The sequence below is a fragment of the Paenibacillus sp. J2TS4 genome, from assembly GCF_018403245.1.
In the GTDB taxonomy this organism is placed as follows: domain Bacteria; phylum Bacillota; class Bacilli; order Paenibacillales; family NBRC-103111; genus Paenibacillus_L.
The window spans coordinates 42,735-64,379 of sequence record NZ_BOSH01000003.1; the positions used below are offsets into that span (position 1 = coordinate 42,735).

Consider the following 21,645-nt stretch of genomic DNA (forward strand, 5'->3'; position numbering starts at 1 on the left):
ACTAAAACCGTAAGGTTTGTGGTACTTACTAAGTATCCGAAGTTTTTTATATCTATTTGCTATCTATCTTGTAGTTTATCAATCTAACGAGTAGAATAGGGATACATAAGAACACACGTTTCTATTCACTATACCATCAAGTCCTGTCCATATTATGGATAGAATTAAGGGGAGGTGAGGCCTCATGTCCCAAATGATCACGGTTAAGGTCAAGTTGCTTCCTACAAAAGAACAAGCAACAATTTTGCGTGAAATGAGTCAAACTTATATTTCCACAATCAATACTCTGGTGTCGGTAATGGTTGCTGAGAAGAAAAGCACCAAGAAGTCCAGCAAGGATATCCCTGCTCAGCTCCCAAGTGCAGTCAAAAACCAAGCCATCCAAGATGCAAAGAGTGTGTTCAAGAAATTGAAGAAGAAGAAATTTGAGAGGATACCTGTTTTGAAAAAGCCGGTTTCCGTATGGAATAATCAAAACTATTCTTTGAATTCCTGCATACCTGGTCATTCTACCGCCTCTCCCATTCATTAAATACAAAGCCAAACTAGAAGGAATGAAAGTCGAATATGTCCATCCCGCTTATACGAGTCAAACCTGTCCTAAATGTTCTGCCAAGAACAAGGCACAAGACCGTACGTATAAGTGTAAATGTGGGTTTAAGAAGCACAGGGATCTAGTAGGTGCCATGAATATTCGTTATGCACCTGTGATTGATGGTGACAGTCAATCAGCCTAAGATGCTATAGGCACTGTCTTAGGAGGGGCAATGGGATGCCCTCATCTTGCAGGCTGTTCAAAACAGAAATGACTGCGAACGCTTAGTCATGCAAGAATCCCACCCGTCGCACGGTAAGGTGTAGCGCTTGCGGCTTTAGCCGTGGGAGTCTCAATAGGGATAAGGAGATAGGAAAAGGGGGGTAAGGAAATAGGAATGAAGCCAAAGCTATGGAAGCCGGAAATGATTGTCGTTGTCGTGGCCGCTGTCATATTAACTTATTTGTTAATGGTTAAGCCGTTAGTAGGGATGGCGAATAACGGGGACTTTGAGAGGATTATGGAATCAGCGGGATTGGACTACTTGCCTGTAGCAAAAGAGGATAAATATTTCACCTACTTTTTTAGCCAATATGCCATTAATCATAATGCTTTGACGGCTTTGGGAGGTTATTTATCCTCCCAGGCCCTCTTGGTCAAGCTGACCGCTTGGGTTCAGCAATGGTTTCATGCCGAGGTTTATGATATTCGTATCCTGTCGGCGCTATATATTCTGATTTTGATAACGGCCTTATACCGGATTGTTAACGAACATCGGGACAACTCAGCCTGGACCCGCTGGGCGCTTGCTGTAATGCTTGTGCTCGTATTTGTGGACGGAGCTTATGCTGCGTATTTTAACTCTTTGTTCGGAGAGCCGGTCTCGATGCTATTTCTTTTGCTGACCGCCGCTTTTGGCACGGCGCTGACATTGCGAGAACGTCCTGCCCTCGGACTGTTGATCGGGTTTTACTTGTCAGCTATCTTTCTGATTGGGGCCAAGGTTCAGAATGCCCCTGTCGGAATTGTGCTGCTGTTGCTTAGTCTTCGTTTTGTCAAGCTGAGGGAAGGAGTCAAATGGAGGGGGGTAGTAATCTCCGGAACGGTCTTGCTTTTGCTGACATCCGCCGTCGTTTTTTTGTCGCACGACAGCAGCATCAAAATTATTAATAAATATCAGACTGTTTTTTATGGAGTCTTAAAGGACTCTCCGAATCCGCAGCAAGATTTGGAGGAGCTCGGACTAAACCCCGAATGGGCTGTTCTGGCCAATACGAATTATTTTGTTCCTGATCTGCCAATAGATATTAAATCTCCCGAATTCGAGCAACAGCTGAACGACAACGTCGGCCATCTCAAAATTGCTTTGTTCTATCTGAAGCATCCGGTTCGTTATTGGGAGAAGCTGCAGGCGACGGCCAGTCAGGCATTTATCATCAAGCCATCCTATTTAGGAAATTATGAGATGTCAGAGAACCGGGCTCCCGGCGCGCTCTCTCACGCCTTCACGTTATGGAGCAAATTCAAGGTGCATGTCCTTCCCAATAAGCTGGTGTTCCTTATTATTTTCTATGCGGCTTTTTTCCTCGTTTGGATAAGCTGGTATATGGAAACCAAAAGACCGGGCACGAAAATCTATCTGGAGCTGCAAATGGCTATTGCCCTAATAGGAGCCATCCAATTTATTGTTCCGGTGATCGGGGACGGGGAAGCGGATCTGGCTAAGCATTTATTTTTGTTTAACGTCTGCTTTGATATTATGTTTGTCACAGGCGTGGTATGGGCGGTGGATACTCTCGTTCAAAGACGCAAGCGATTCCGTTATCTTCACTCAGCCGATAATTAGTGCATTTGGATCCTGATTAAGGCTATTGATTCAATTGAATAGCACGGGACTTTGCAAAGGAAGTTTATGTACAACCTGTTCATTGTGGTGAAACCCTCTTTCCAAATTTTATGAAGGAATGCAATAGTGCAGTCGATGGGTGACTTTTGATCTCATTTCGACAGATCTACTGCAAATATAAAGTAGATTCGGCCATTCAGGCCCGAAATTGGATTTATCGAAAGACTTTACTGTATGATTGCAGTCGATGATTGAAAAAGAGCGGATTCCGGTCAAAAGTAATGTATGATTGCGGTCGATTGTCAGCGCTGCTCCTTCGCCTACACGCGGAGCCGCAAACAGTACGTTTTGAGTATAAGAAGACAGACCGGACGGCTCCAGTCACAGCTGCTGCAATTTCGCCGGAACAGCCGGATGGGCAGAATGGCTGGTACAAACAGCCGGTAACGGTCAGCCTGACGCCGGAGGATGAGGAATCTGGCATTGCGCAAACCGAATACAGCCTGGATGGCGGTACGAGCTGGCAGACCTATACGCAGCCGCTTGTTTTTGACAAGGATGGCCGCTACAGCGTCAGCTACCGTTCGACAGACAGGGAAGGAAACGTGGAAGAGGCGAAGGCGGTCAGCTTCCAGATCGATGCAGCCCCTCCTGTCATCACGATCGCTTCTCCGGTTGACGGAACGTATACGAGCGCCGAGCAAGTAACGCTGCAGTTCGCAGTAAGCGACGCTTTATCGGGCGCAGATGTCTCCAAGACTGTGGCGCTGCTGGATGGCAAAGCAGTGCAGGCCAGTGCTGTGATCGACTTGTACCAGCTGGAGCCGGGAATGCATGAATTTATGGTTACGGCCGCTGATTTGGCGGGCAATACGGCAAGCAGAACCGTTCGTTTCCAAGTTGCCGCTAGTCTGGACAGCTTGAAGGCGCTAGTGCAAAAATTTTATAACGACGGCTGGATCGACAATAAAGGGATTGCCAACAGCCTGCAGAGCAAGCTGGAGCAAGGCAATGCCAAAAGCTTTATCAATCAGGTAGAGGCGCAAGCCGGCAAACATATTGCCAGCGAAGCAGCGACGATTTTGCTGCGCATCGCGCGGGCGCTATAACAAAACATACAATCTACAGGCGAACGAACCTCCTTTGTTAAGGGGGTTCGTTTTATGTGATTTTTTTATTGCGGCAAAATCGTTATCAGGATAGTACAGGACACATACATATACGATAAAGCTATGGCGGGAGGAATCGGCATGGTCGCATGGGAGTGGGGAAGGGTGATCAAGGATTCGGAGCGGAGAGGGGGCTATCAGGAAGTATGGGTGCGACTTGCCCGTGACTTGAGCCTGACTAAAGCAGTTGTATATACGAAGCTCCATTCCCCTGTTATTCCGGGTGATACCGTATTGCTTAACCGGACCGCTGCGGATTTGCAGCTAGGGAGCGGGGGAGTTGATTTCGTCAACGCGGTGATCCGCGACGGCGAATGGATTCGACAGTCGGCGCACGGGCGAGCCCAATGGTCCATTCGCTGTCTGGAAGCGGAGGAAAGGCTCTCCGAGCGATGGGCCGCCGGATTCGACAGGCCGATCATCGCCACCGCGGTAAAGCAAGGGGCCCCTGCCGATGATAGCGATCGAAGCCAGTCATCCTTGCCGCAGTCGGAAGCTGGATCAGAGGTGAGCAGCTACCCCAGCAAGCGGAAAGACGGCCATATCATGAAGCTGCGCTATACCCCGATACAGACTGCGGTTCTTGCAGCAGAGGAAGAAGGAAGCGAGCACCATCAGCTCTTTACGGAAGAGCGCAGCCTGGAGGGCACACCTGTATTGATCGGTGAGCTTCACAGCATGCTGCCGGTCGCGATGTGCTGGCTTCGATCTTTGGCTCGGGCCGAATATGCGGATCGGATGCCAAGGGTCGTCTATGTCATGACTGACGGAGGGGCCTTGCCGCTCGCCTTCAGCAGCCATGTTTCCTTGATGACCGACAGCGGCTGGTTGGCCGGGACGGTCACTTATGGTCATGCGATTGGAGGCGATATTGAAGCCGTCAATAAATATACGGCTCTTTTGGCTGCCAAACATATTCTCGAAGCCGATCTGATTATCGTGACGATGGGCCCGGGAATTGCCGGAACCGGAACGATCTACGGCTACAGCGGGATAGAAGCGGGGGAAGTCCTTAATGCCGCCGCTGTTCTCGGGGGCCGCCCCATCGTTATTCCGAGACTCAGCTTTGCCGATCCGAGGGAACGCCACCACGGGTTAAGCCATCATATCCTGACCACCTTGACGAAGGTCGCTGCGCATCGGGCTATGCTGCCCTTGCCGGAAGATTTGGAGCCGTGGCAAAAAAATCGGATTAACAAGCAGGCAGAACAATCCGGCTGTACCGATCAGCATGAATTATTATGGCTGGGCGGAAATACCCGTGCTTTATTGGAGGAATCCTTGCGGGCCTATCCTAAGCCTATTCTGACGATGGGAAGGGGATGGGACGAGGATCCCGCTTTCTTCCTCGGCGCAGCCGCTGCCGCTCATCTCGGCTGGCATCTATGGAGGTATCCCTATTATCAAGCCGGGTCAGAGAGTCGTGGGTGAGGCCTGTCAGCCATTCGGACAGAGATCGCTGTCCCCCATCGGTATGGTTGATCGTCCGCTTTAGGTAATGGCGGATTTCCCAAGCTTTTCCGACCAGTCTCAGCTGGTCATGGACGGTATAACTTTTCATTTGACCTGCCCTCATTCCTGTTAGGATCGTGGTATAATAAAAAGATATGGAATGGCAGGACAAGTTATACTCACATTTTGGAAAAGAGGGATTGACATGACATCCGCCAACAATAAATTTGAAGAAGTAACGCTGGAAAGCGAGAAAATTTTTGAAGGAAAGGTGATTTCACTGCAGGTGGATCGGGTACGGTTGCCAAATGGGGAAACCGCAGCCCGGGAAATCGTCAGACATCCTGGCGCGGTCTGCATCCTGGCGCTGTTGGATGATAAAATGCTCGTAGTCGAACAGTACCGCAAGCCGCTAGGCAGGAGCCAGGTTGAAATTCCGGCAGGCAAGCTGGACCCGGGCGAAGAGCCTGTCGATGCGGCCAAGCGGGAATTGGAGGAAGAAACCGGATATCGCTGCGGCTCCATCCGGCCTATCAGCTCCTTCTATACATCGCCAGGCTTTGCCGACGAGCTGCTGCATTTATTCGTCGCTGAAGATCTGGTGCCGGGAGAGGCCAAGCTGGATGAAGATGAATTTCTCGACTGCGAAGCGCTGACGCTCGAGGAAGCGAAGCAGTATATTGCCGATTGCCGCATCAGCGATGCCAAGACAATCGCGGCCGTATATGCGTGGCAGATTTATCGGCTGACGGGGTCCTTCCTGTGAACCGTTATTTTGTCGATCTGCACATTCATATCGGAAGAACGGAGAAAGGCAGCGCGGTGAAGATCAGCGCAGCCCGCAACCTGACCTTTTATAATATTGCCAAAGAAGCATCGGAGCGCAAAGGGATAGAAATGATCGGTATTATTGACAGTCAATCCCCCACCGTGCAGGAAGAGATTATCGCTTATTTGGACAAGGGTGAAATGAGCGAGATCGCCGGGGGCGGCATTCGCTACCACGATACGACCATTATGCTCGGCAGCGAGATTGAAGTTCGCGATCCAGGGATGGGCCCCGCACACCTTCTGGCCTATTTGCCGACCCTCGACGATATGCGCCGGTTCACGGAGTGGATGAGCAAGCATATGAAAAATGTGGGGCTCAGCTCACAGCGCATCTACGTTCCGGCCAGGGTGCTTCAGCAGGAAGTCATAGCTCGCGGCGGCATCGTTATTCCCGCCCACATCTTTACCCCGCATAAGAGCGTCTATGGGAGCTGCACATCCCGGATTTCCGAGCTGCTGGATCCCGACAACGTTGCGGCGGTCGAATTGGGGCTAAGCTCCGATACGGAAATGGCCGGCGGAATCTCCGAACTGGATCCGCTGTCCTTCGTAACGAATTCCGACGCCCATTCCCTGGGTAAAATCGGCCGTGAATATAACCAGATGGCAATGAAGGAGCCTTCCTTCCAGGAACTGGTTCTCGCCTTGTCCGGCCGGGAAGGAAGAGCGGTCACCGCCAATTATGGATTGAATCCGCGGCTTGGCAAGTATCACCGGACTTTCTGTTCCCAATGTGACACGATTCTCGAGGAATCCCATTCGGCGGAAGAGCGGTGCCCCTGCTGCGGCAGCCGCAAAATAGTACGCGGAGTCTGGGACCGGATCATGGAGCTGTCTGACCGGGATTCAGCACCCACCGGGATTGTCCGGCCCCCCTATCACTTTCAGGTGCCGCTGGAGTTCATTCCCGGACTGGGCCCCGGCAAGCTCAATCGTCTGCTGGACCGATTCGGCACCGAAATGAATGTTCTCCACCACGTCGCTCCGGAGCAGTTGGCGGAAGTCGTTGGAGAAGAAATCGCCGAATATATTAAGCAGGCCAGAGACGGGAAGCTGTCCGTGCAGGACGGCGGAGGCGGGCACTATGGAAAGGTTAACAAGCTGTCTTGATTTCGTTTGATAGAATACTTTTCCTCCTCATCTCATAAGATTCAATAATGGGACAAGAGGAGGAAGCCACATGCCGAAAGACCTGCGCATGTATTCAAAAGACCAGCTATCATACTATGTGTTCGTGTCGATACTGTTTATTACCGGGGTTATCTTTGGAGCGGTTATGGTCAATGCTCTGACGCTGGAGCAAAAGCAGGAGATTGTGCGGCATCTGGGCCATTTTTTCCATACGATCGATACAGGTGCGGAGGGCGATGTTGCCGCCAAACAAACTTTTTTTCAGGCGGTATCGTTAAACCTGAAATGGGTAGCCTTGATCTGGATTCTGGGGTTGTCCGTCATCGGCCTGCCGTTTATCTTCGCCCTTGATTTTATCAAAGGAGTGCTGATTGGCTTTAGTGTCGGGTTTATGGTTGGCCAGTTTTCCTGGAAAGGCATGCTGTTCGCCCTTACATCGATAGCTCCCCAGAACATGGTTTTAATTCCGGTCATTGTGGCTGCCAGTGTTGCTGCGATGAGCTTCTCGATCCAACTGGTCAAAAATCGGTTCATTCAACGAACGGGAAGCGTCTATCCGCTTTTTATCAAATATTCGACAACGACCCTTACTCTAGCGCTCGCTGTCGTTATCGTCTCCCTTTTTGAAGCCTATGTCAGCCCAATCATGATGAAATGGGTAACCCCTTATCTGATTTCGCTCGCAGAGCTTCCGGAGAAGATCGTCTCCCTCCTGTAGGGATCATTTATTGGAAGAACTTCAAATACTACTATAGAGAGGAATTCCTATTATTGGAAGCCTGTGCGGTAAAATGTTTGACTTTCCCTTCTACATCACCCTATAATGTTAAATAAATGACACGGGAAGCCGGTCATTGCTTTGCGGATTGGTAAGGGGGAGGAGAATGGAAACGCGGATTGAGAAGATTAAACAGCAGCTTCAGTCTCAAGGTTACAAGTTGACTCCCCAGCGAGAAGCGACTGTTCGCGTTTTGTTGGAGAATGAAGAAGACCATCTGAGCGCAGAGGAAGTATTCATGCTGGTCAAGGATAAATACCCCGATATTGGTCTGGCAACCGTCTATCGAACCTTGGAATTGTTAAGCGAATTGCATGTATTGGAGAAAATGAACTTCGGCGATGGAGTGGCCCGTTACGATTTGCGTAACGATAGTTCTCATCACCACCATCACCACTTAATATGTGTTCAATGCGGGGCGGTAGATGAGATTATGGAAGATTGGCTCGGACCGCTGGAAGAAAGACTCGAGGAGGAATTCTCGTTTAAAGTGCTGGACCACCGATTGGACTTTCAAGGCATCTGTCACCGCTGCATCGGCAAAGGAAAAGAACAAACCGCCGCTCCGGTCAAAAGCAGAATTAAACACTCTTAAGCCCTGAGTTAGCTGGAGAGTGTTTTTTGTTGCTTTTTTGCTAATACATATTTTCATTATGGCTGCCGAAACCTATGAATGTTCTAAGGCTGATGAAATAAACCGGATCGGTGAAAGAGTCAAGGCGTTTTTTGTACCGAAAGAGAGGAGATAGGTTATGATTATTGGCGTTCCAAAAGAGATTAAAGACAATGAATACAGAGTATCGTTGACACCTGCGGGGGCATCGGTGCTGTCCGGGAAAGGACACCAGGTGCTGGTGGAAGCCAGTGCCGGTCAAGGAAGCGGATTTACCGACGAGGAATATCGTCAGGCAGGGGCAAGCATCGTGAATGATGCGGCAGAGGTATGGGCCCGTTCGGAAATGATTATGAAAGTAAAGGAACCGCTTGCTTCGGAATTTGGTTACTTTCGCAGCGGTTTGATTTTGTTTACCTATCTTCATCTGGCCGCAGCGGAAGCTTTGGCGCACAAGCTGGTGGAAACCGGAGTGACCTCTGTAGCGTATGAGACCATCCAGCTTCCTAATGGAAGTCTTCCCTTATTGACGCCTATGAGTGAAGTGGCTGGACGGATGTCGGTTCAATTAGGTGCGCGGTTTTTGGAGCATTTTCATGGCGGGAGCGGGGTTTTGCTTGGAGGCGTTCCGGGGGTTCCTCCGGCAGACGTCGTCATTCTTGGCGGAGGGATCGTCGGTGCGAACGCGGCCAAAATAGCTCTTGGCATGGGAGCTAATGTGGTCATCGTCGAAAAAAGCGCGGATCGGATGCGTTATTTGGATGACGTATTTGGCGGCAGGCTTCATACGTTAATGTCCAATTCGTATAATATTGCCGAAGCGGTTCGTAAGGCGGATCTGCTGATCGGAGCCGTTCTGATTCCAGGCGCTAAGGCGCCCAAGCTGGTTACGGAAGAGATGGTCAGCACCATGAAACCGGGAGCGGTTATTGTCGATGTGGCGATTGATCAGGGAGGAACGATTGCCACAATCAATCGGGCAACAACGCATAGCCAGCCTACCTATGTGAAGCATGGAGTGGTCCACTACGCGGTGCCGAACATTCCTGGAGCGGTTCCTCGCACGTCTACGCTGGCGCTGACCAATGTCACTCTACCTTACGCAATGGAGCTTGCCGGTTCCGGGGTGGAGGAAGCCGCCCGATTAAATTCGGCGCTTGCTTTTGGACTCAATACTTACCGTGGAGCGGTAACGCATCCGGCTATTGCTCAAGCGGTATCACTGCCCTATACGAAGCTTTCTGACCTCTTGTAAGGCAAGTTCATAAGTAGTCATTCAACTATTTTCCGGCTCTTGAAGGGTCCGAGCATACCCGGACGGACAAGATCATAAGTATATCCATAACAGGGAATGGATGGAGGAATGCGTAATGATCTTGTCGGTCCGTAAATGGGTGCAGAGATTTAAATTTCTGGTCACTTTCGTAATTCTTACTTATTTGATGTATCTATTGCTAGCCGTCATTACCGAATGGATTCAGCCTATGGACAGATACCGCGAGCCCGGGGGCAGGGCAGTTAAGGTTTTTCATCCGGGTGACCCGGCCACGCATCCGGATGGAATGATCGACAGGCTGCGAATGTTCTACTGGTATGGCCAATAGTCGCAAGCTGTCAATGTTCTACTGGTATAGCCGGGAGATCGTCGATCCTGCATCTTGTCCAAAGGGCAGGATACTTGATTGTGCCAGGATGAATTACAACTGAACAATCATTCCGTCATAAGCAACCTGAATTCCGTCAGGCTGGAAGATTTGCACCAAATCATCGTGAAGCAATCCGCAATTATGAGAAAAATGGGTTGCAAAAACAACGGAGTTCTCTCCCAAATTACTCTCCTCCTGCAACCGCCGCTTTACCTCCCGCACGGTCTCCACGTTCATGTGGTTGATTTCCCGCTTGCTTGTCGTCAGTTGTCCATTAGTGCAATCTAACAGCGCCAGATCGATTGGCTTTCCCTGCAGCCATTGCCAGGTTTCTTCCGGAAACCACCCCGTATCATGTCCGTGAAGCATATGTTTTCCATTCTTCTCGATATAGTATAAATAACACGTCTCGTAGCGGTCATGATCGGCCAGCAGCGGAGTGACGCTCGCCTCGCCTAACTTAATCGTATGATAGGGGAGCAGGCGATGGTAGGACAGACGTTTGCTGTGTGCAGGCAGCACTTGGCGCGTTTTATGGATGACCAGGTCGTTTCCGTAAATTTTCAGCGCATGCTCGAATCCGTGGGCATACCCTTCGATTCGGTTGTGCAGATCTTCGGGGCAAAAATGATCATAATGAGTGTGCGTAAACAGCAAATGCTCGATCACGGTAAGATCAATCTGGTCTCTGAAGGCGTGTAACAAGGTGTCCGCGGGATAATCAATTTTAATAGTATCGTCGATAATGACAGAGCTGCGTGTGCGGATATTTCGCCCGCCCAGCTTCCTAGCTTTTTCGCAATGGGTGCATTTGCAGTGCGGACTAGGGAATCCTTCCGCCGCCGCTGTTCCTAGTACGTGGATTTTCATGTCGCAAAAAACCCCTTTCTTTATTAAGAGGATATACAAAATTAGTCCGGAAGCGGAATCGCTTCCAAGCCTGATATATTGAATCATATCATATGAAGAATCGATTTCCAGCACTTTTTGCCGGGAGTCGTCTTTTTGTGTTGGTTGGAAAATCAAGCAGGAAAGAACGAAATAATGGCGAATTTTAGTATATTAGCTGCAGTTATGTTTACGAAGCTTTTGGCGATGAAACCGTCAACCGAACTAAAGCTTATACTATTTGAGGGTTGGGAGTTTAGGTTATAATGAAGCTTCATTTGCAATCTTTTATCCATTTTCTATCTGTGGAGAGAGGTCTTTCCTCTAATACGCTCGAAGCGTATGAGAGAGACTTAAGCCAATACATTGACTACTTGCGGGACACGGGCATCACTTCTTTGGACGGTCTTGCTCCTGCGGATGTGCAGGGCTATCTGCTTCACCTCAAAAAAAAGGGAAAAGCGTCCTCGACATTATCCCGGACAATGGTGTCCATTCGTTCGTTTCATCGTTTTCTGCTGCAGGAACGCACGATAACCAAGGATCCATCCGCCCACATGGAGTCCCCTCGCCAGGAGAAAAAGCTGCCCAAAATTTTAACTTTTGAAGAAGTGGAGCGGCTGCTGGAAACTCCTCAAAGCTCAACGGCGGCGGGGCTGCGCGACAAGGCAATGCTGGAATTATTATATGCTACCGGAATTCGGGTGAGCGAGCTTATCTCCCTGGAGGTTGGAAATGTTAACCTGGGAATGGGATTTGTTCGCTGCATCGGCAAAGGCTCGAAAGAACGGATCATTCCTGTAGGCCGTACGGCCACGGAATGGCTTAATGAATATTTGTCCACCGGAAGGCCGCAATTGCTCAAGCCTGCTCAAGCCGATTCCACTTTATTTTTAAATCGGCGCGGGACGGGAATGACGAGGCAGGGCTTTTGGAAGATTATTAAACAATATGCGCGTGAAGCGCTCATTACTAAAGAGATTACTCCGCATACGCTCCGTCATTCCTTTGCCACTCATTTATTGGACAACGGGGCGGATTTGCGGGCGGTTCAAGAAATGCTCGGTCATTCGGACATTTCGACGACTCAAATTTATACTCATGTATCCAGAACACGCATGAAAGAAGTATATGATCGATCTCACCCGCGGGCCAAGTGGTAGTGAGTTAAGCGTTGAAATTTATCGAAAATGGACTCGTGGAAGGAAGGCGCTGCTCTATATTGTTGGCACCGAGGGATAAAGCCATGGAATTAAGAAAGAGGCTTCCAGGGCGAGTTTTCGCTTTGTAACGAACGGCGAACCGCAGTCGTTCCCAACGGACAAAGGAATGAAAGGAGAGAATAACGACATGAAATTTGAACGAATTTGCCTCATTGTCCTCGACAGTGTCGGGATTGGGGAGCTCCCCGATGCCGATCGCTTTGGAGACATGGGGTCGCATACTCTTGGTCACCTGGCCGAACGGATCGATTCATTCTCGCTGCCTAACTTGCAAAAGCTTGGCCTGGGAAATATAGAGAAGCTGATGAGGGTTCCACCGGTTGAGAAGCCTGCCGGCTACTACGGTAAAATGGCTGAAGTATCCGTAGGAAAAGATACGATGACAGGCCACTGGGAGCTGATGGGATTGAACGTAACGATCCCTTTTCAGACTTACCCGAACGGATTTCCCAAAGGCTTGATTCAAGAGTTCGAGAGGAGAACAGGCAGGAAGGTGATAGGCAATAGGCCGGCATCCGGCACCGAGATTATCCGCGAGCTGGGCGAAGAGCAGATGAAGACCGGAGCGTGGATAGTTTATACATCGGCAGACAGCGTGTTTCAATTGGCTGCCCATGAAGAGGTTATTCCGTTGGAGGAGCTGTATCGGGCTTGCGAGATTGCCCGAGAATTGACCCTTAGCGACGAGTACGCTGTTGGCCGGGTGATCGCCCGTCCATATGTTGGCTCTCCGGGGCAGTTTACTCGCACGGCGAACCGTCACGATTATGCGGTGAAGCCGCCGAATGCTACCGTCATGAATAAGCTGAAGGATGCCGGCTTCGATTGTATCGCAGTCGGTAAAATAAATGACATTTACTCCGGTGAGGGGGTTACTGAGGCTTTGCGCACGACGAGCAATGCCGATGGAATAACCAAGACCATAAACCGGATGAAGAATAATTATCGCGGGTTATTATTTATTAACCTTGTCGATTTTGATTCATTATACGGGCATAGGCGCGATCCGGAAGGCTATGCCGGGGCGTTGATGGAGTTCGATCGGAAGCTTCCTGAAATCATGGAAGGGATCGGGGATAAAGATTTACTGATTCTAACTGCGGATCATGGGAACGATCCTTATCATTCCGGAACGGACCATACCCGGGAGTATGTCCCGCTGCTCGTCTGGAGCCCGGCCCTGAAGTCTCCCTCTTCGTTAGGCGTAAGGGCTACCTTCGCCGATCTGGGAGCGACGATTGCCGATAATTATGCTCTTGAATCGGTTGGAGCTGGGACCAGCTTTCTGGCTCAATTAGTGTAAAAAAGATGCGGAATAGAAGGACCGTTTTCTTTTTTTGACGATACGATCTGCAATAAATGGGTTCATTTTTTGTAACGGAAGGAGATGTCCACAATGACACAACCGTCTCACTCCTCCTCTTTGTCCAGGCTGGAAGAAACCGCCAACTGGATTCGAGAGAGGATTTCCATAACTCCGACGATGGGACTCATTCTTGGCTCGGGTCTCGGCGTACTGGCTGAATCTTTGGAGCAGCCCGCGGTTCTCCCTTACCGGGAAATCCCTCATTTCCCGGTTTCGACTGTGGAGGGGCATGCCGGAGAGCTGGTCTTCGGCCAATGGGGAGGCCGCCCGCTCGTCATGATGAAAGGACGTTTTCATCTATATGAAGGTTATGACGGCGAAGCAGTTACATATCCTGTAAGAGTCATGAAGGCTCTTGGTGTTCAGACCTTGCTGGTGACCAACTCCGCTGGAGGGATCAACCCTTCTTATCAGGTGGGGGATTTTATGCTCATACGCGATCATATCAATTTTATGTTTCGCAACCCGCTAATCGGACCTAATGACGATCGGCTGGGACCGCGATTTCCCGACATGTCGGAGGGCTACAGCCGTCGGCTGCTCGAGTTGGCCAAACGAACGGCTTCCAGGCTCAAAATTAAAGTAAAAGAAGGTGTATATGTCGGAATGACCGGGCCGACTTATGAAACACCTGCCGAAGTCCGCATGCTGCGAATGCTGGGGGGAGACGCTGCAGGAATGTCTACCGTACCCGAGGTGATTGCCGCCAGGCATGCGGGAATAGAAGTGTTCGGAGTCTCTTGTATTACGAATATGGCGGCAGGCATGCTCGATCAGCCGCTTTCGCATGCGGAGGTAGTGGCGACCGCGAACAGGGTTCAGCCCCAATTTATTGAGCTGATGCAAGCTCTTATCTCAGAAGTATAAATTATAGGAGGGATTGGAATGCAGCAAAGCCGGCAGTGGGAAGAGATTCAGGAAGCGGCTCAATATTTGCGCGAGGCTTGGCAAGGGTTGTCTCCACAGATCGGGCTCGTGCTTGGCTCCGGGTTGGGGGATTTGGCTGAGCAGGTGACAGACGCTATAGCGATTCCGTACCATCAGATTCCTCATTTTCCAGTTTCGACGGTTGGCGGTCATGAAGGCAAATTTGTGGCGGGCCGGCTTGAAGGGAAGCCGGTTGTCGTTATGCAGGGAAGGATTCATTATTACGAGGGCTACCCGATGACAAAAGTTGTTTTCCCGATTTATGTAATGAAATCTCTAGGTATCGGTACGTTAATCATAACGAATGCGGCTGGGGGGATGAACCGTTCATTTCGTCCGGGCGATCTGATGCTTATTAATGATCACATTAATATGACGGGGGCCCATCCTCTCATTGGCGTTAATCATCCCGAACTGGGCCCTCGATTTCCCGATATGTCGGAAGCTTATGACCGGGAATATCGCAAGCTGGCACAACGGCTGGGTGAGCAAATGGAAGCCGACGACGAGCGGAAGACTTGCCGACTCAGAGAGGGAGTATACTGCGGCATTAGCGGTCCTTCCTATATGACTCCGTCTGAGCTGACTATGCTTGCCAGATTGGGGGGGGACGCCGTAGGCATGTCCACCGTAGGAGAAGTCATTGCCGCACGGCATTGCGGGCTAAAGGTACTTGGAATTTCCTGCATAACCGATATGGCCATAGGAGAAGAATTGGAGGCGCTGACTCATGAACAGGTCGTTGAAGTGGCCAACCGGACCAAGCCTGTTTTTCAGTCGTTGGTTCGCTCTTTTATTCGGGAATTGCCCCTTTGAGAACTAAAAAAGATGACAAAATTATTAAGTTTACAAAATTTGCATTGTGTAAAATTGTGACATATGGTAGCGTAAAAAAAGGAATAAGAAATTAATGCCGAATCCAGCTTGTCAGAAATGGCTGGTACGGGGGACTAATATGGGGTGAATGTTTTGCGGGTGCACGCGAAACTAGGGGAGTCCTCAACCCGAATCCGACAACTAACTCCGGAGGCATAAGGAGGAAGCAACTCTGAAGTTCAAGCGTTTTGGTCATAAAATGGTCTTGTCGTCGGCATTATTGCTATCTAGCTGGTTGGTGGCACATCAGGTTGATGCGGCTAATACCGAAATTGATGTTCAACTGCAAATTAATGATGAGTTAGTCGTATTCGCGGAGGGACAGCCTTATATCGACTCCAGCGGAACGACGATGGTACCTCTTCGGTCGGTTGCGGAGAAGCTCGGTTTTCAGGTGACATGGAACATGGACAATGAACAAGTCATCACCGAGGTATCCAATGGCATCCGCACGATTGATCTGGTTACCGGAAACAAGGAAGCGAAAGTGAATGACGAGCCTGTTGCATTGGATTCCGAAGTCGATTTCGCAGACGGACAAGTTTATGTCCCGGTTCGGTTTTTATCCGAGGCGTTTGGTTACATGCTGCAGTGGGATGATGTCAATTATATAGCTATTATAGCGGAAGACGGACAGTACCACGCTCCAGCCAGGTACTATGTCCCAGAGTCAGAGATTGAGGCAACAGTGACGGTCGCTAGCACGACTCCAGATGTCATCGAGAATGCCAAGGAATATATAGGAACTCCTTATCAATGGGGAGGGACAACTCCGAGCGGCTTTGACTGCTCCGGATTCATTCGTTATTTATTTTCTCAAGAAGGGATTGAACTGCCTCGTACTTCCGCGAGCATGTATGAGTCAGGGACTTCCGTAAGCGATTTGCAAGAAGGAGATCTTGTATTCTTCTCCATTACTAAGAATTTCTCTATTTCACATGTAGGAGTCTATATAGGCGATAATAAATTTATTTCATCGACAACCTCTTCCGGCGTTAAAATAGACAGCCTGGACAGTGACTACTGGGGCTCTCGTTACGTCGGTGCAAAGAGAGTATTGTAATTCTGGACCCGCGAAGACGCAAGCATGCACCGGCTTGTGTCTTTTTGTTTTTCCACCTGGAAGGGCAGAGCAGCTCTATAAATAAGCTTGATGCTCAGGAAGAGAGTTCAAGAAGCAATGATTTGAACAGCCTCTATAAATGGTTACCCTTTCGCTGTGTTTTGAAACTATATTCAAGCAAGGTAAAGGGTAAATAATTTAGGGGAAGCACCGGGTGGAATGTAGTCTGGACTGGCAGAACGTTACTCTTACTAAAGCTTATATGATTATTGACGGGTAAAAGTAACAAAAAGTTTGCAATCCCTTATTTTTTTGGCTAAAAATATTTAAAAGTTCACAATTTGGACACACACTGTGTTTTGTACCGGAATTTTGTTACAGAAGTGATATCTAAACGCGAGCTCGCTCTTTCTCGAAGGACATCGATTACAGTTCTTCTCATAGTCGGTCTGTAGTTGGGACAAATGCCGGAGAAAAGGGGAAGGTCGGGATTCGCGGCAAAAAATCGTTTATAATAGGGAGAGAGAAGAGCGAGGGGGATAATGACTCACCTAGCCTCTTCTGTACTCCGTCTGTATTATTATTGACATTGGAAATATAACAATCTGGTTAGTACCTTATTTCATCGCTATTGCTAAATCGTAGCAATGCAGATTTACCTTATTGGAGGGATAAGGATGAGAACGGTAGATATTATTCGCAAAAAAAGAGACGGCATGGAGCTGACCTCCGAAGAAATCGCGTTTTTGATCCGTGGCTGCACGGACGGCTCTATTCCCGATTATCAATTGTCTGCGTGGGCTATGGCTGTCTATTATCAAGGGATGACCGCCAGAGAGACGGCTGATTTAACGATGGAGATGGCCCGCTCGGGGGATCAAATGGACCTGAGTGCCATTCACGGCATTAAAGTGGATAAACACAGTACAGGCGGGGTTGGCGATACAACTACACTTATACTGGCACCTCTCGTTGCTGCGGCAGGAGTTCCGGTAGCCAAAATGTCGGGACGAGGCCTGGGACACACCGGAGGGACGATCGACAAACTGGAGGCTATTCCGGGCTATGAGGTGGAGAGGACAGAACAGCAATTCATTGATCAGGTCAACCAGGTCGGTGCGGCCGTCATTAGCCAAACCGGGAATATCACTCCGGCGGATAAGAAGCTGTACAGCCTGCGCGATGTGACCGCTACGGTCAATTCCATTCCGCTCATCGCCAGCTCGGTCATGAGCAAGAAAATTGCTTCCGGCGCTGACGCTATCGTTCTGGATGTCAAAACCGGCAACGGTGCCTTCATGAAATCGCTGGAGGAATCCATTGACTTGGCCGAGGCGATGGTAGCGATCGGAACTGAGGTTGGCCGGGAAACCGTTGCGGTGATTACTGGAATGGACGAGCCGCTTGGCCGTTCGATCGGAAATGCTTTAGAAGTGAAGGAAGCCATTCGAGTGCTTCAGGGGAAGGAAGCCGGCAGTCCGCTGCTGAAGGTTACGTTGATGCTGGGTGCCCATATGCTCTTGCTTGGGGGCAAGGCCAACGATTACGATGAGGCCAAGGGCCGACTGGCGGAGGCTATAGCAAACGGTTCGGCATTGAACAAGCTGAAGCAGATCATTAAAGCGCAGGGAGGAGAGGACGATGTTGTAGATCGTCCGGAACTGCTGCATGCGGGGGCTCAGATCGTTCCAGTCGTTGCCGCACAGGACGGTTGGATTGAAAGTGTGGCAGCAGAGGAGATCGGAAGGGCAGCGATGACTCTGGGCGCCGGCCGGGCTACGACGGATGACAAGATCGATCTCGGCGTCGGTATCGTCCTGCATAAGCGATCGGGTGACCGGGTGGCAGCCGGTGAGACGTTGGCCGACCTGCATGTGTCATCAGCAAGCGATGTCGAAATAGCGGAGATCAACCGGCAAGTGCTGAATGCCTTCTCTATATCAGAAAGCCCCGTGCCGCCCAAGCCGCTCGTCTATGCGGTTATTACTAAGGACGGGATAACAAGGGGCGAAGAGGTCCGATTGTAAGAAGCCTAGGCTCTATGGACAAGCCGCAGCTATAAGCTCATAAATTCAACCTTAAATTGGGGAATAGGATGAAAAGATTTGAACAGAATCGAAGAAGGCGCATCTGAAGTCACATCTGTTGAAGCCGATTGGCTGCAGACGGTTACCGTTATTCATACAAAGCAGGAAGTAAACACGGCCAGTTTCCCGATTCTGCTTCCTTTTGCCTGGGATGAGGTCATGTGCAGACAAGTGGAGGAGCTGCAGGGACCGCTGCTGCACATTTGGAGACATCCCCGTGCGTTTGTAGTCGGTTTAAGAGACCGGAAGCTTCCGCACGCTGAACAAGCAATGGAATGGCTGAGAAAACAGGGATATGATACAGCCGTTCGTAATTCCGGAGGGGCGGCCGTTCCACTCGATGCCGGAGTGGTCAATCTGTCGCTCGTCCTGCCTAATCCGCGAGGCAAGATGGATTTTCACTCCGATTTTCGTTTCATGGTCTCGCTGCTGCGCAAAGTGCTTTCTACCTGGACGGACTCCATTCAGGATGGTGAAGTGGCCGGGTCTTATTGTCCCGGAGATTACGATTTGGCGATAGAGGGACGAAAGTTCTGCGGAATCGCCCAGCGGCGGCAGACCCGGGGCTTCGTTGTACAAGCGTTTGTCGTCGTAGAAGGAAAAGGGGAGGACAGAGCGGCTATAGCCAGACAGTTCTATCAAATCGCATCCGGCGGGGAGGAACGACTGGCTTATCCTCGGGTAAGCGAAGCCAGTATGGCCAGTTTGGCGGAATTGGCCGGTGTTCCTTCGGCGGAGTCCTTTGCAGCAAAAGCGCTGGAGGTAGTCAAGGAAAACGGAGGGACTGTAATAGAGGGCTCGGCAGATCATCTTCTTAATCCGGAAATCGAACAGGCTATGATGATGCTGAGAACCCGTTATGACCGGTAAGAAGCCCGTCTCTGATCGGGTGCTCAACAAGCGGGATGCTTGCTCGCTTTTCTGTAACAGCTGAGGGCACGCCCGGAATATGGCGTGCCCTTGACGTCTTTTTTATCCCAAATAATGATACAGGGCCGCTGGAAGCTTCTTTTGCCAAAATCCCCATATATGCTTTCCTTCGGCTTCTTCGTAATAAATTTGCGCTCCTTTTTCCTCTAGCAGCTCCTTGGCTAACCGATTCGCCTGCAAAAAGTCGAACGTCCCCCGTTCGGTTTTGACCTCTGTTTCCTGCAGGCCGATCAGCATATACAGATCAAGCCCGCTCAAATCCGTCTCTTCCCGCAGACGCTGTATGCTTGGAGCCAGGAAAGCTCCAGACAATGAAATTATTTTGCGAAATAAGTCGGGATGATCCAGGGCGAGGTGCAAGCTGACCGTAGCCCCTAGCGAATCACCGGCCAGCACTCTATCCTCGGCGACGGTTCGGACCGGAAAGCTGGCCTCGATCTCAGGCATCATTTCATCCGTCCAAAAATGACAGTATGCATCAAAGCGTTCCCCGTCCGGAGAATATTCCTCGGTTCTGTTCTCGAGATCGACGTGAACCCCGACAATAATCGGCGGCTCCATATCCTCCTCGAGAATGAGCTGGTTAGCCGTTGTCGCTATGCGGCCATAATTTAAAAACTCGACTCCATCCTGACAATAGACAACCGGGTAAGACAGTAATTCATTATATCCCGGGGGCAGATAGACCGAGATCTCTCTTTCGGTTTGCAAAGAGGCGGAATAAATCTGTTTCTTAATAATCGTGCGGTGGTAAATAGAGGGAGCCATCGACATTCCTTCTTTCTTTACATAGTTATTGTTCAATAAATGCTTGAAGATTTAACTTCCACCTAAATAGATCCGGTGTTAAAGATGAGCATCCATTCCGTTCAAAAGCAATGGGCTTTCTCCACTTCAGGGACTCAAAATCTTTATTGCCGGCCATATGTCTGCTTTGTCTTCTTACTTTTTTCGGTACAGAGGTAAATTATTAAATAAAAAGGCAAAGCTAATGGGGGAACTTCGTTAAAACAGGAGCATCTGTTATATAACTTTTATTAAACTGTTTTTAAACAGTTAAGCCTATAAACAGAACAATCTTTATATTTTGGTGGAAATTATAATGAGACAGTAATATAATAATAGTATAACAGATTACTCTTCGTAACAATTATTGACTAGCGAGGTGCGAAGCAAATGAGTAGTGAGGTGCACGTAATGAATAAAGCTTCCGAGGTAAGCAAGGCTTATGAAGTTAAGACGGAGGAAGTTCAGCCGCTGTCCATTCTTTCACCTGACGGGGAAATTATCAATGAAGCGGAAATGCCTGAACTGAGCGACGATGAATTAAAAGAACTGATGCGGAGAATGGTGTTCACAAGAACATGGGATGAGCGGGCTGTCAATTTGGGCCGCCAGGGCCGTCTTGGTTTCTACGCGCCGGTATCCGGTCAGGAAGCAACGATGGTCGGCAGTGAGTTCGCATTGGATAAAGAAGATTACATTTGTCCGGGTTATCGTGATATGCCTCAGCTGGTATGGCACGGATTGCCGTTATATCAAGCCTTCCTGTACTCTCGCGGACATCAGCACGGGGGACAAATACCCGAAGGTGTGAACGTCCTCATGCCGCAAATTATTATCGGCGCTCAAATTTTGCATGCGACCGGTATTGCCATGGGCTTGAAGAAGCGCGGCAAGAACAACGTTGTCATTACTTATACCGGTGACGGCGGATCTTCCGAAGGAGACTTCTACGAAGGTTTGAACTTTGCGGGCGTCTTTAAGCTGCCGGTAATTTACTTTGTACAAAATAACGGTTACGCCATTACTACACCGTTCTCGAAGCAAACAGCCGCCTTGTCGGTTGCTCACAAAGCGGTAGCAGCCGGCATCAAAGGCGTGCAAGTGGACGGCATGGATGTATTTGCCGTTATTAAAGCGGTGCGCGATGCTGCCGAGCGCGGCCGGAACGGAGAAGGCGCGACACTGATCGAGGGCTTAACCTATCGCTTCCGTCCTCACTCCATGTCTGACGATACGACGAAGTATCGGACGAAAGACGAGGAGAGCGAATGGAGCGTGAAGGATCCCATCGAGCGTTTGCGCAAGTATTTGAATAAAAAGGGACTATGGTCCGAAGAAGATGATGCCCGGGTGAGAGAAGAAGCTAAAGCGACCGTTGCGGAGCATATTAAAAAAGCAGAGCAAACGGAGAAAATGACGGTACCCGGTCTGATCGACACCATGTTCGAAACGACGCCTCAGTATTTAGAAGAACAGAAAGCGTACTTTAAATAAAGGC

19 protein-coding genes, 2 pseudogenes and 1 riboswitch are annotated in these 21,645 nt (G+C 49.7%); of the genes and pseudogenes, 18 read left to right on the forward strand and 3 right to left on the reverse strand.

Annotated features, from left to right (window positions below; genetic code table 11):
- Positions 1–184 precede the first annotated feature (184 nt).
- The 4 genes and pseudogenes from KJS69_RS07495 (at position 185) to KJS69_RS07510 (ending at position 4,981) form a co-directional block, all read left to right on the forward strand.
- Positions 185–737: pseudogene (locus tag KJS69_RS07495) on the forward strand (transposase).
- A gap of 195 nt (positions 738–932) precedes the next feature.
- Positions 933–2,381, forward strand: coding sequence for a glycan biosynthesis hexose transferase WsfD (gene wsfD, locus KJS69_RS07500; RefSeq protein ID WP_213583124.1), 1,449 nt, complete (start codon positions 933–935; stop codon positions 2,379–2,381).
- Positions 2,382–2,680: 299 nt separating this feature from the next.
- Positions 2,681–3,490 carry an OmpL47-type beta-barrel domain-containing protein gene (locus KJS69_RS07505; protein ID WP_213583125.1) on the forward strand — a complete coding sequence of 270 codons (810 nt, stop codon included), beginning with the start codon at positions 2,681–2,683 and terminating at the stop codon, positions 3,488–3,490.
- A 141-nt stretch (positions 3,491–3,631) separates the two neighbouring features.
- Positions 3,632–4,981 (forward strand): DUF3866 family protein, encoded by a 1,350-nt coding sequence (locus tag KJS69_RS07510; RefSeq protein WP_213583126.1) that lies wholly within the window; start codon positions 3,632–3,634, stop codon positions 4,979–4,981.
- A gap of 64 nt (positions 4,982–5,045) precedes the next feature.
- Here the strand turns inward: KJS69_RS07510 and mciZ are convergent.
- A pseudogene (gene mciZ / locus KJS69_RS30220) lies at positions 5,046–5,126 on the reverse strand (Z-ring formation inhibitor MciZ); the annotation flags it as partial.
- Positions 5,127–5,207: 81 nt separating this feature from the next.
- On the opposite strand from mciZ, the gene KJS69_RS07515 reads away from it, so the two are divergent.
- From KJS69_RS07515 to KJS69_RS07540, 6 genes are all read left to right on the forward strand, one after another.
- Positions 5,208–5,768: an NUDIX hydrolase gene (locus KJS69_RS07515; protein ID WP_213583127.1), complete on the forward strand. Its 561-nt coding sequence runs from the start codon at positions 5,208–5,210 to the stop codon at positions 5,766–5,768.
- Positions 5,765–6,943, forward strand: coding sequence for an endonuclease Q family protein (locus KJS69_RS07520; protein WP_213583128.1), 1,179 nt, complete (start codon positions 5,765–5,767; stop codon positions 6,941–6,943). The genes KJS69_RS07515 and KJS69_RS07520 overlap by 4 nt, the downstream gene beginning before the upstream one ends.
- 70 nt (positions 6,944–7,013) lie before the next feature.
- On the forward strand, positions 7,014–7,682 hold the full coding sequence (spoIIM, locus tag KJS69_RS07525) for a stage II sporulation protein M (RefSeq protein ID WP_213583129.1): 669 nt from the start codon (positions 7,014–7,016) through the stop codon (positions 7,680–7,682).
- Positions 7,683–7,848: 166 nt separating this feature from the next.
- Complete coding sequence (gene fur / locus KJS69_RS07530) at positions 7,849–8,337, forward strand: ferric iron uptake transcriptional regulator (RefSeq protein WP_213583130.1); 489 nt, start codon at positions 7,849–7,851, stop codon at positions 8,335–8,337.
- Between the two features lie 157 nt (positions 8,338–8,494).
- Positions 8,495–9,610, forward strand: coding sequence for an alanine dehydrogenase (gene ald, locus KJS69_RS07535; RefSeq protein WP_213583131.1), 1,116 nt, complete (start codon positions 8,495–8,497; stop codon positions 9,608–9,610).
- Positions 9,611–9,725: 115 nt separating this feature from the next.
- Positions 9,726–9,959: a DUF4227 family protein gene (locus tag KJS69_RS07540; RefSeq protein ID WP_213583132.1), complete on the forward strand. Its 234-nt coding sequence runs from the start codon at positions 9,726–9,728 to the stop codon at positions 9,957–9,959.
- Positions 9,960–10,052: 93 nt separating this feature from the next.
- Here KJS69_RS07540 and KJS69_RS07545 read toward each other — a convergent pair whose 3' ends face one another.
- Positions 10,053–10,871 carry an MBL fold metallo-hydrolase gene (locus tag KJS69_RS07545; protein ID WP_213583133.1) on the reverse strand — a complete coding sequence of 273 codons (819 nt, stop codon included), beginning with the start codon at positions 10,869–10,871 and terminating at the stop codon, positions 10,053–10,055.
- A gap of 284 nt (positions 10,872–11,155) precedes the next feature.
- On the opposite strand from KJS69_RS07545, the gene xerD reads away from it, so the two are divergent.
- The 7 genes from xerD to KJS69_RS07580 all read left to right on the forward strand — a co-directional run bounded on the left by xerD (position 11,156) and on the right by KJS69_RS07580 (position 19,301).
- Positions 11,156–12,052, forward strand: coding sequence for a site-specific tyrosine recombinase XerD (gene xerD / locus KJS69_RS07550; protein WP_213583134.1), 897 nt, complete (start codon positions 11,156–11,158; stop codon positions 12,050–12,052).
- Between the two features lie 187 nt (positions 12,053–12,239).
- Positions 12,240–13,415, forward strand: coding sequence for a phosphopentomutase (deoB, locus tag KJS69_RS07555; protein ID WP_213583135.1), 1,176 nt, complete (start codon positions 12,240–12,242; stop codon positions 13,413–13,415).
- A 93-nt stretch (positions 13,416–13,508) separates the two neighbouring features.
- Positions 13,509–14,345: a purine-nucleoside phosphorylase gene (locus KJS69_RS07560; protein WP_213583136.1), complete on the forward strand. Its 837-nt coding sequence runs from the start codon at positions 13,509–13,511 to the stop codon at positions 14,343–14,345.
- An 18-nt stretch (positions 14,346–14,363) separates the two neighbouring features.
- Positions 14,364–15,221, forward strand: a complete 858-nt coding sequence (locus KJS69_RS07565; protein WP_213583137.1) for a purine-nucleoside phosphorylase — start codon at positions 14,364–14,366, stop codon at positions 15,219–15,221.
- Positions 15,222–15,306: 85 nt separating this feature from the next.
- A riboswitch (cyclic di-AMP (ydaO/yuaA leader) is annotated at positions 15,307–15,452 on the forward strand.
- Positions 15,453–15,519: 67 nt separating this feature from the next.
- Entirely contained in the window at positions 15,520–16,344 is an 825-nt protein-coding gene (locus tag KJS69_RS07570) for a C40 family peptidase (RefSeq protein WP_249730419.1), read from the forward strand.
- A gap of 677 nt (positions 16,345–17,021) precedes the next feature.
- Entirely contained in the window at positions 17,022–18,371 is a 1,350-nt protein-coding gene (locus tag KJS69_RS07575; RefSeq protein ID WP_213583139.1) for a pyrimidine-nucleoside phosphorylase, read from the forward strand.
- Between the two features lie 78 nt (positions 18,372–18,449).
- Positions 18,450–19,301, forward strand: coding sequence for a lipoate--protein ligase family protein (locus KJS69_RS07580; RefSeq protein WP_213583140.1), 852 nt, complete (start codon positions 18,450–18,452; stop codon positions 19,299–19,301).
- A gap of 102 nt (positions 19,302–19,403) precedes the next feature.
- Here the strand turns inward: KJS69_RS07580 and KJS69_RS07585 are convergent, their stop codons facing one another.
- Positions 19,404–20,129, reverse strand: coding sequence for an alpha/beta hydrolase (locus tag KJS69_RS07585; RefSeq protein ID WP_213583141.1), 726 nt, complete (start codon positions 20,127–20,129; stop codon positions 19,404–19,406).
- Between the two features lie 429 nt (positions 20,130–20,558).
- Here KJS69_RS07585 and pdhA point away from each other — a divergent pair, with 429 nt between their 5' ends.
- Entirely contained in the window at positions 20,559–21,641 is a 1,083-nt protein-coding gene (pdhA, locus tag KJS69_RS07590; RefSeq protein ID WP_213583142.1) for a pyruvate dehydrogenase (acetyl-transferring) E1 component subunit alpha, read from the forward strand.
- The last annotated feature ends 4 nt before the right edge of the window (positions 21,642–21,645 follow it).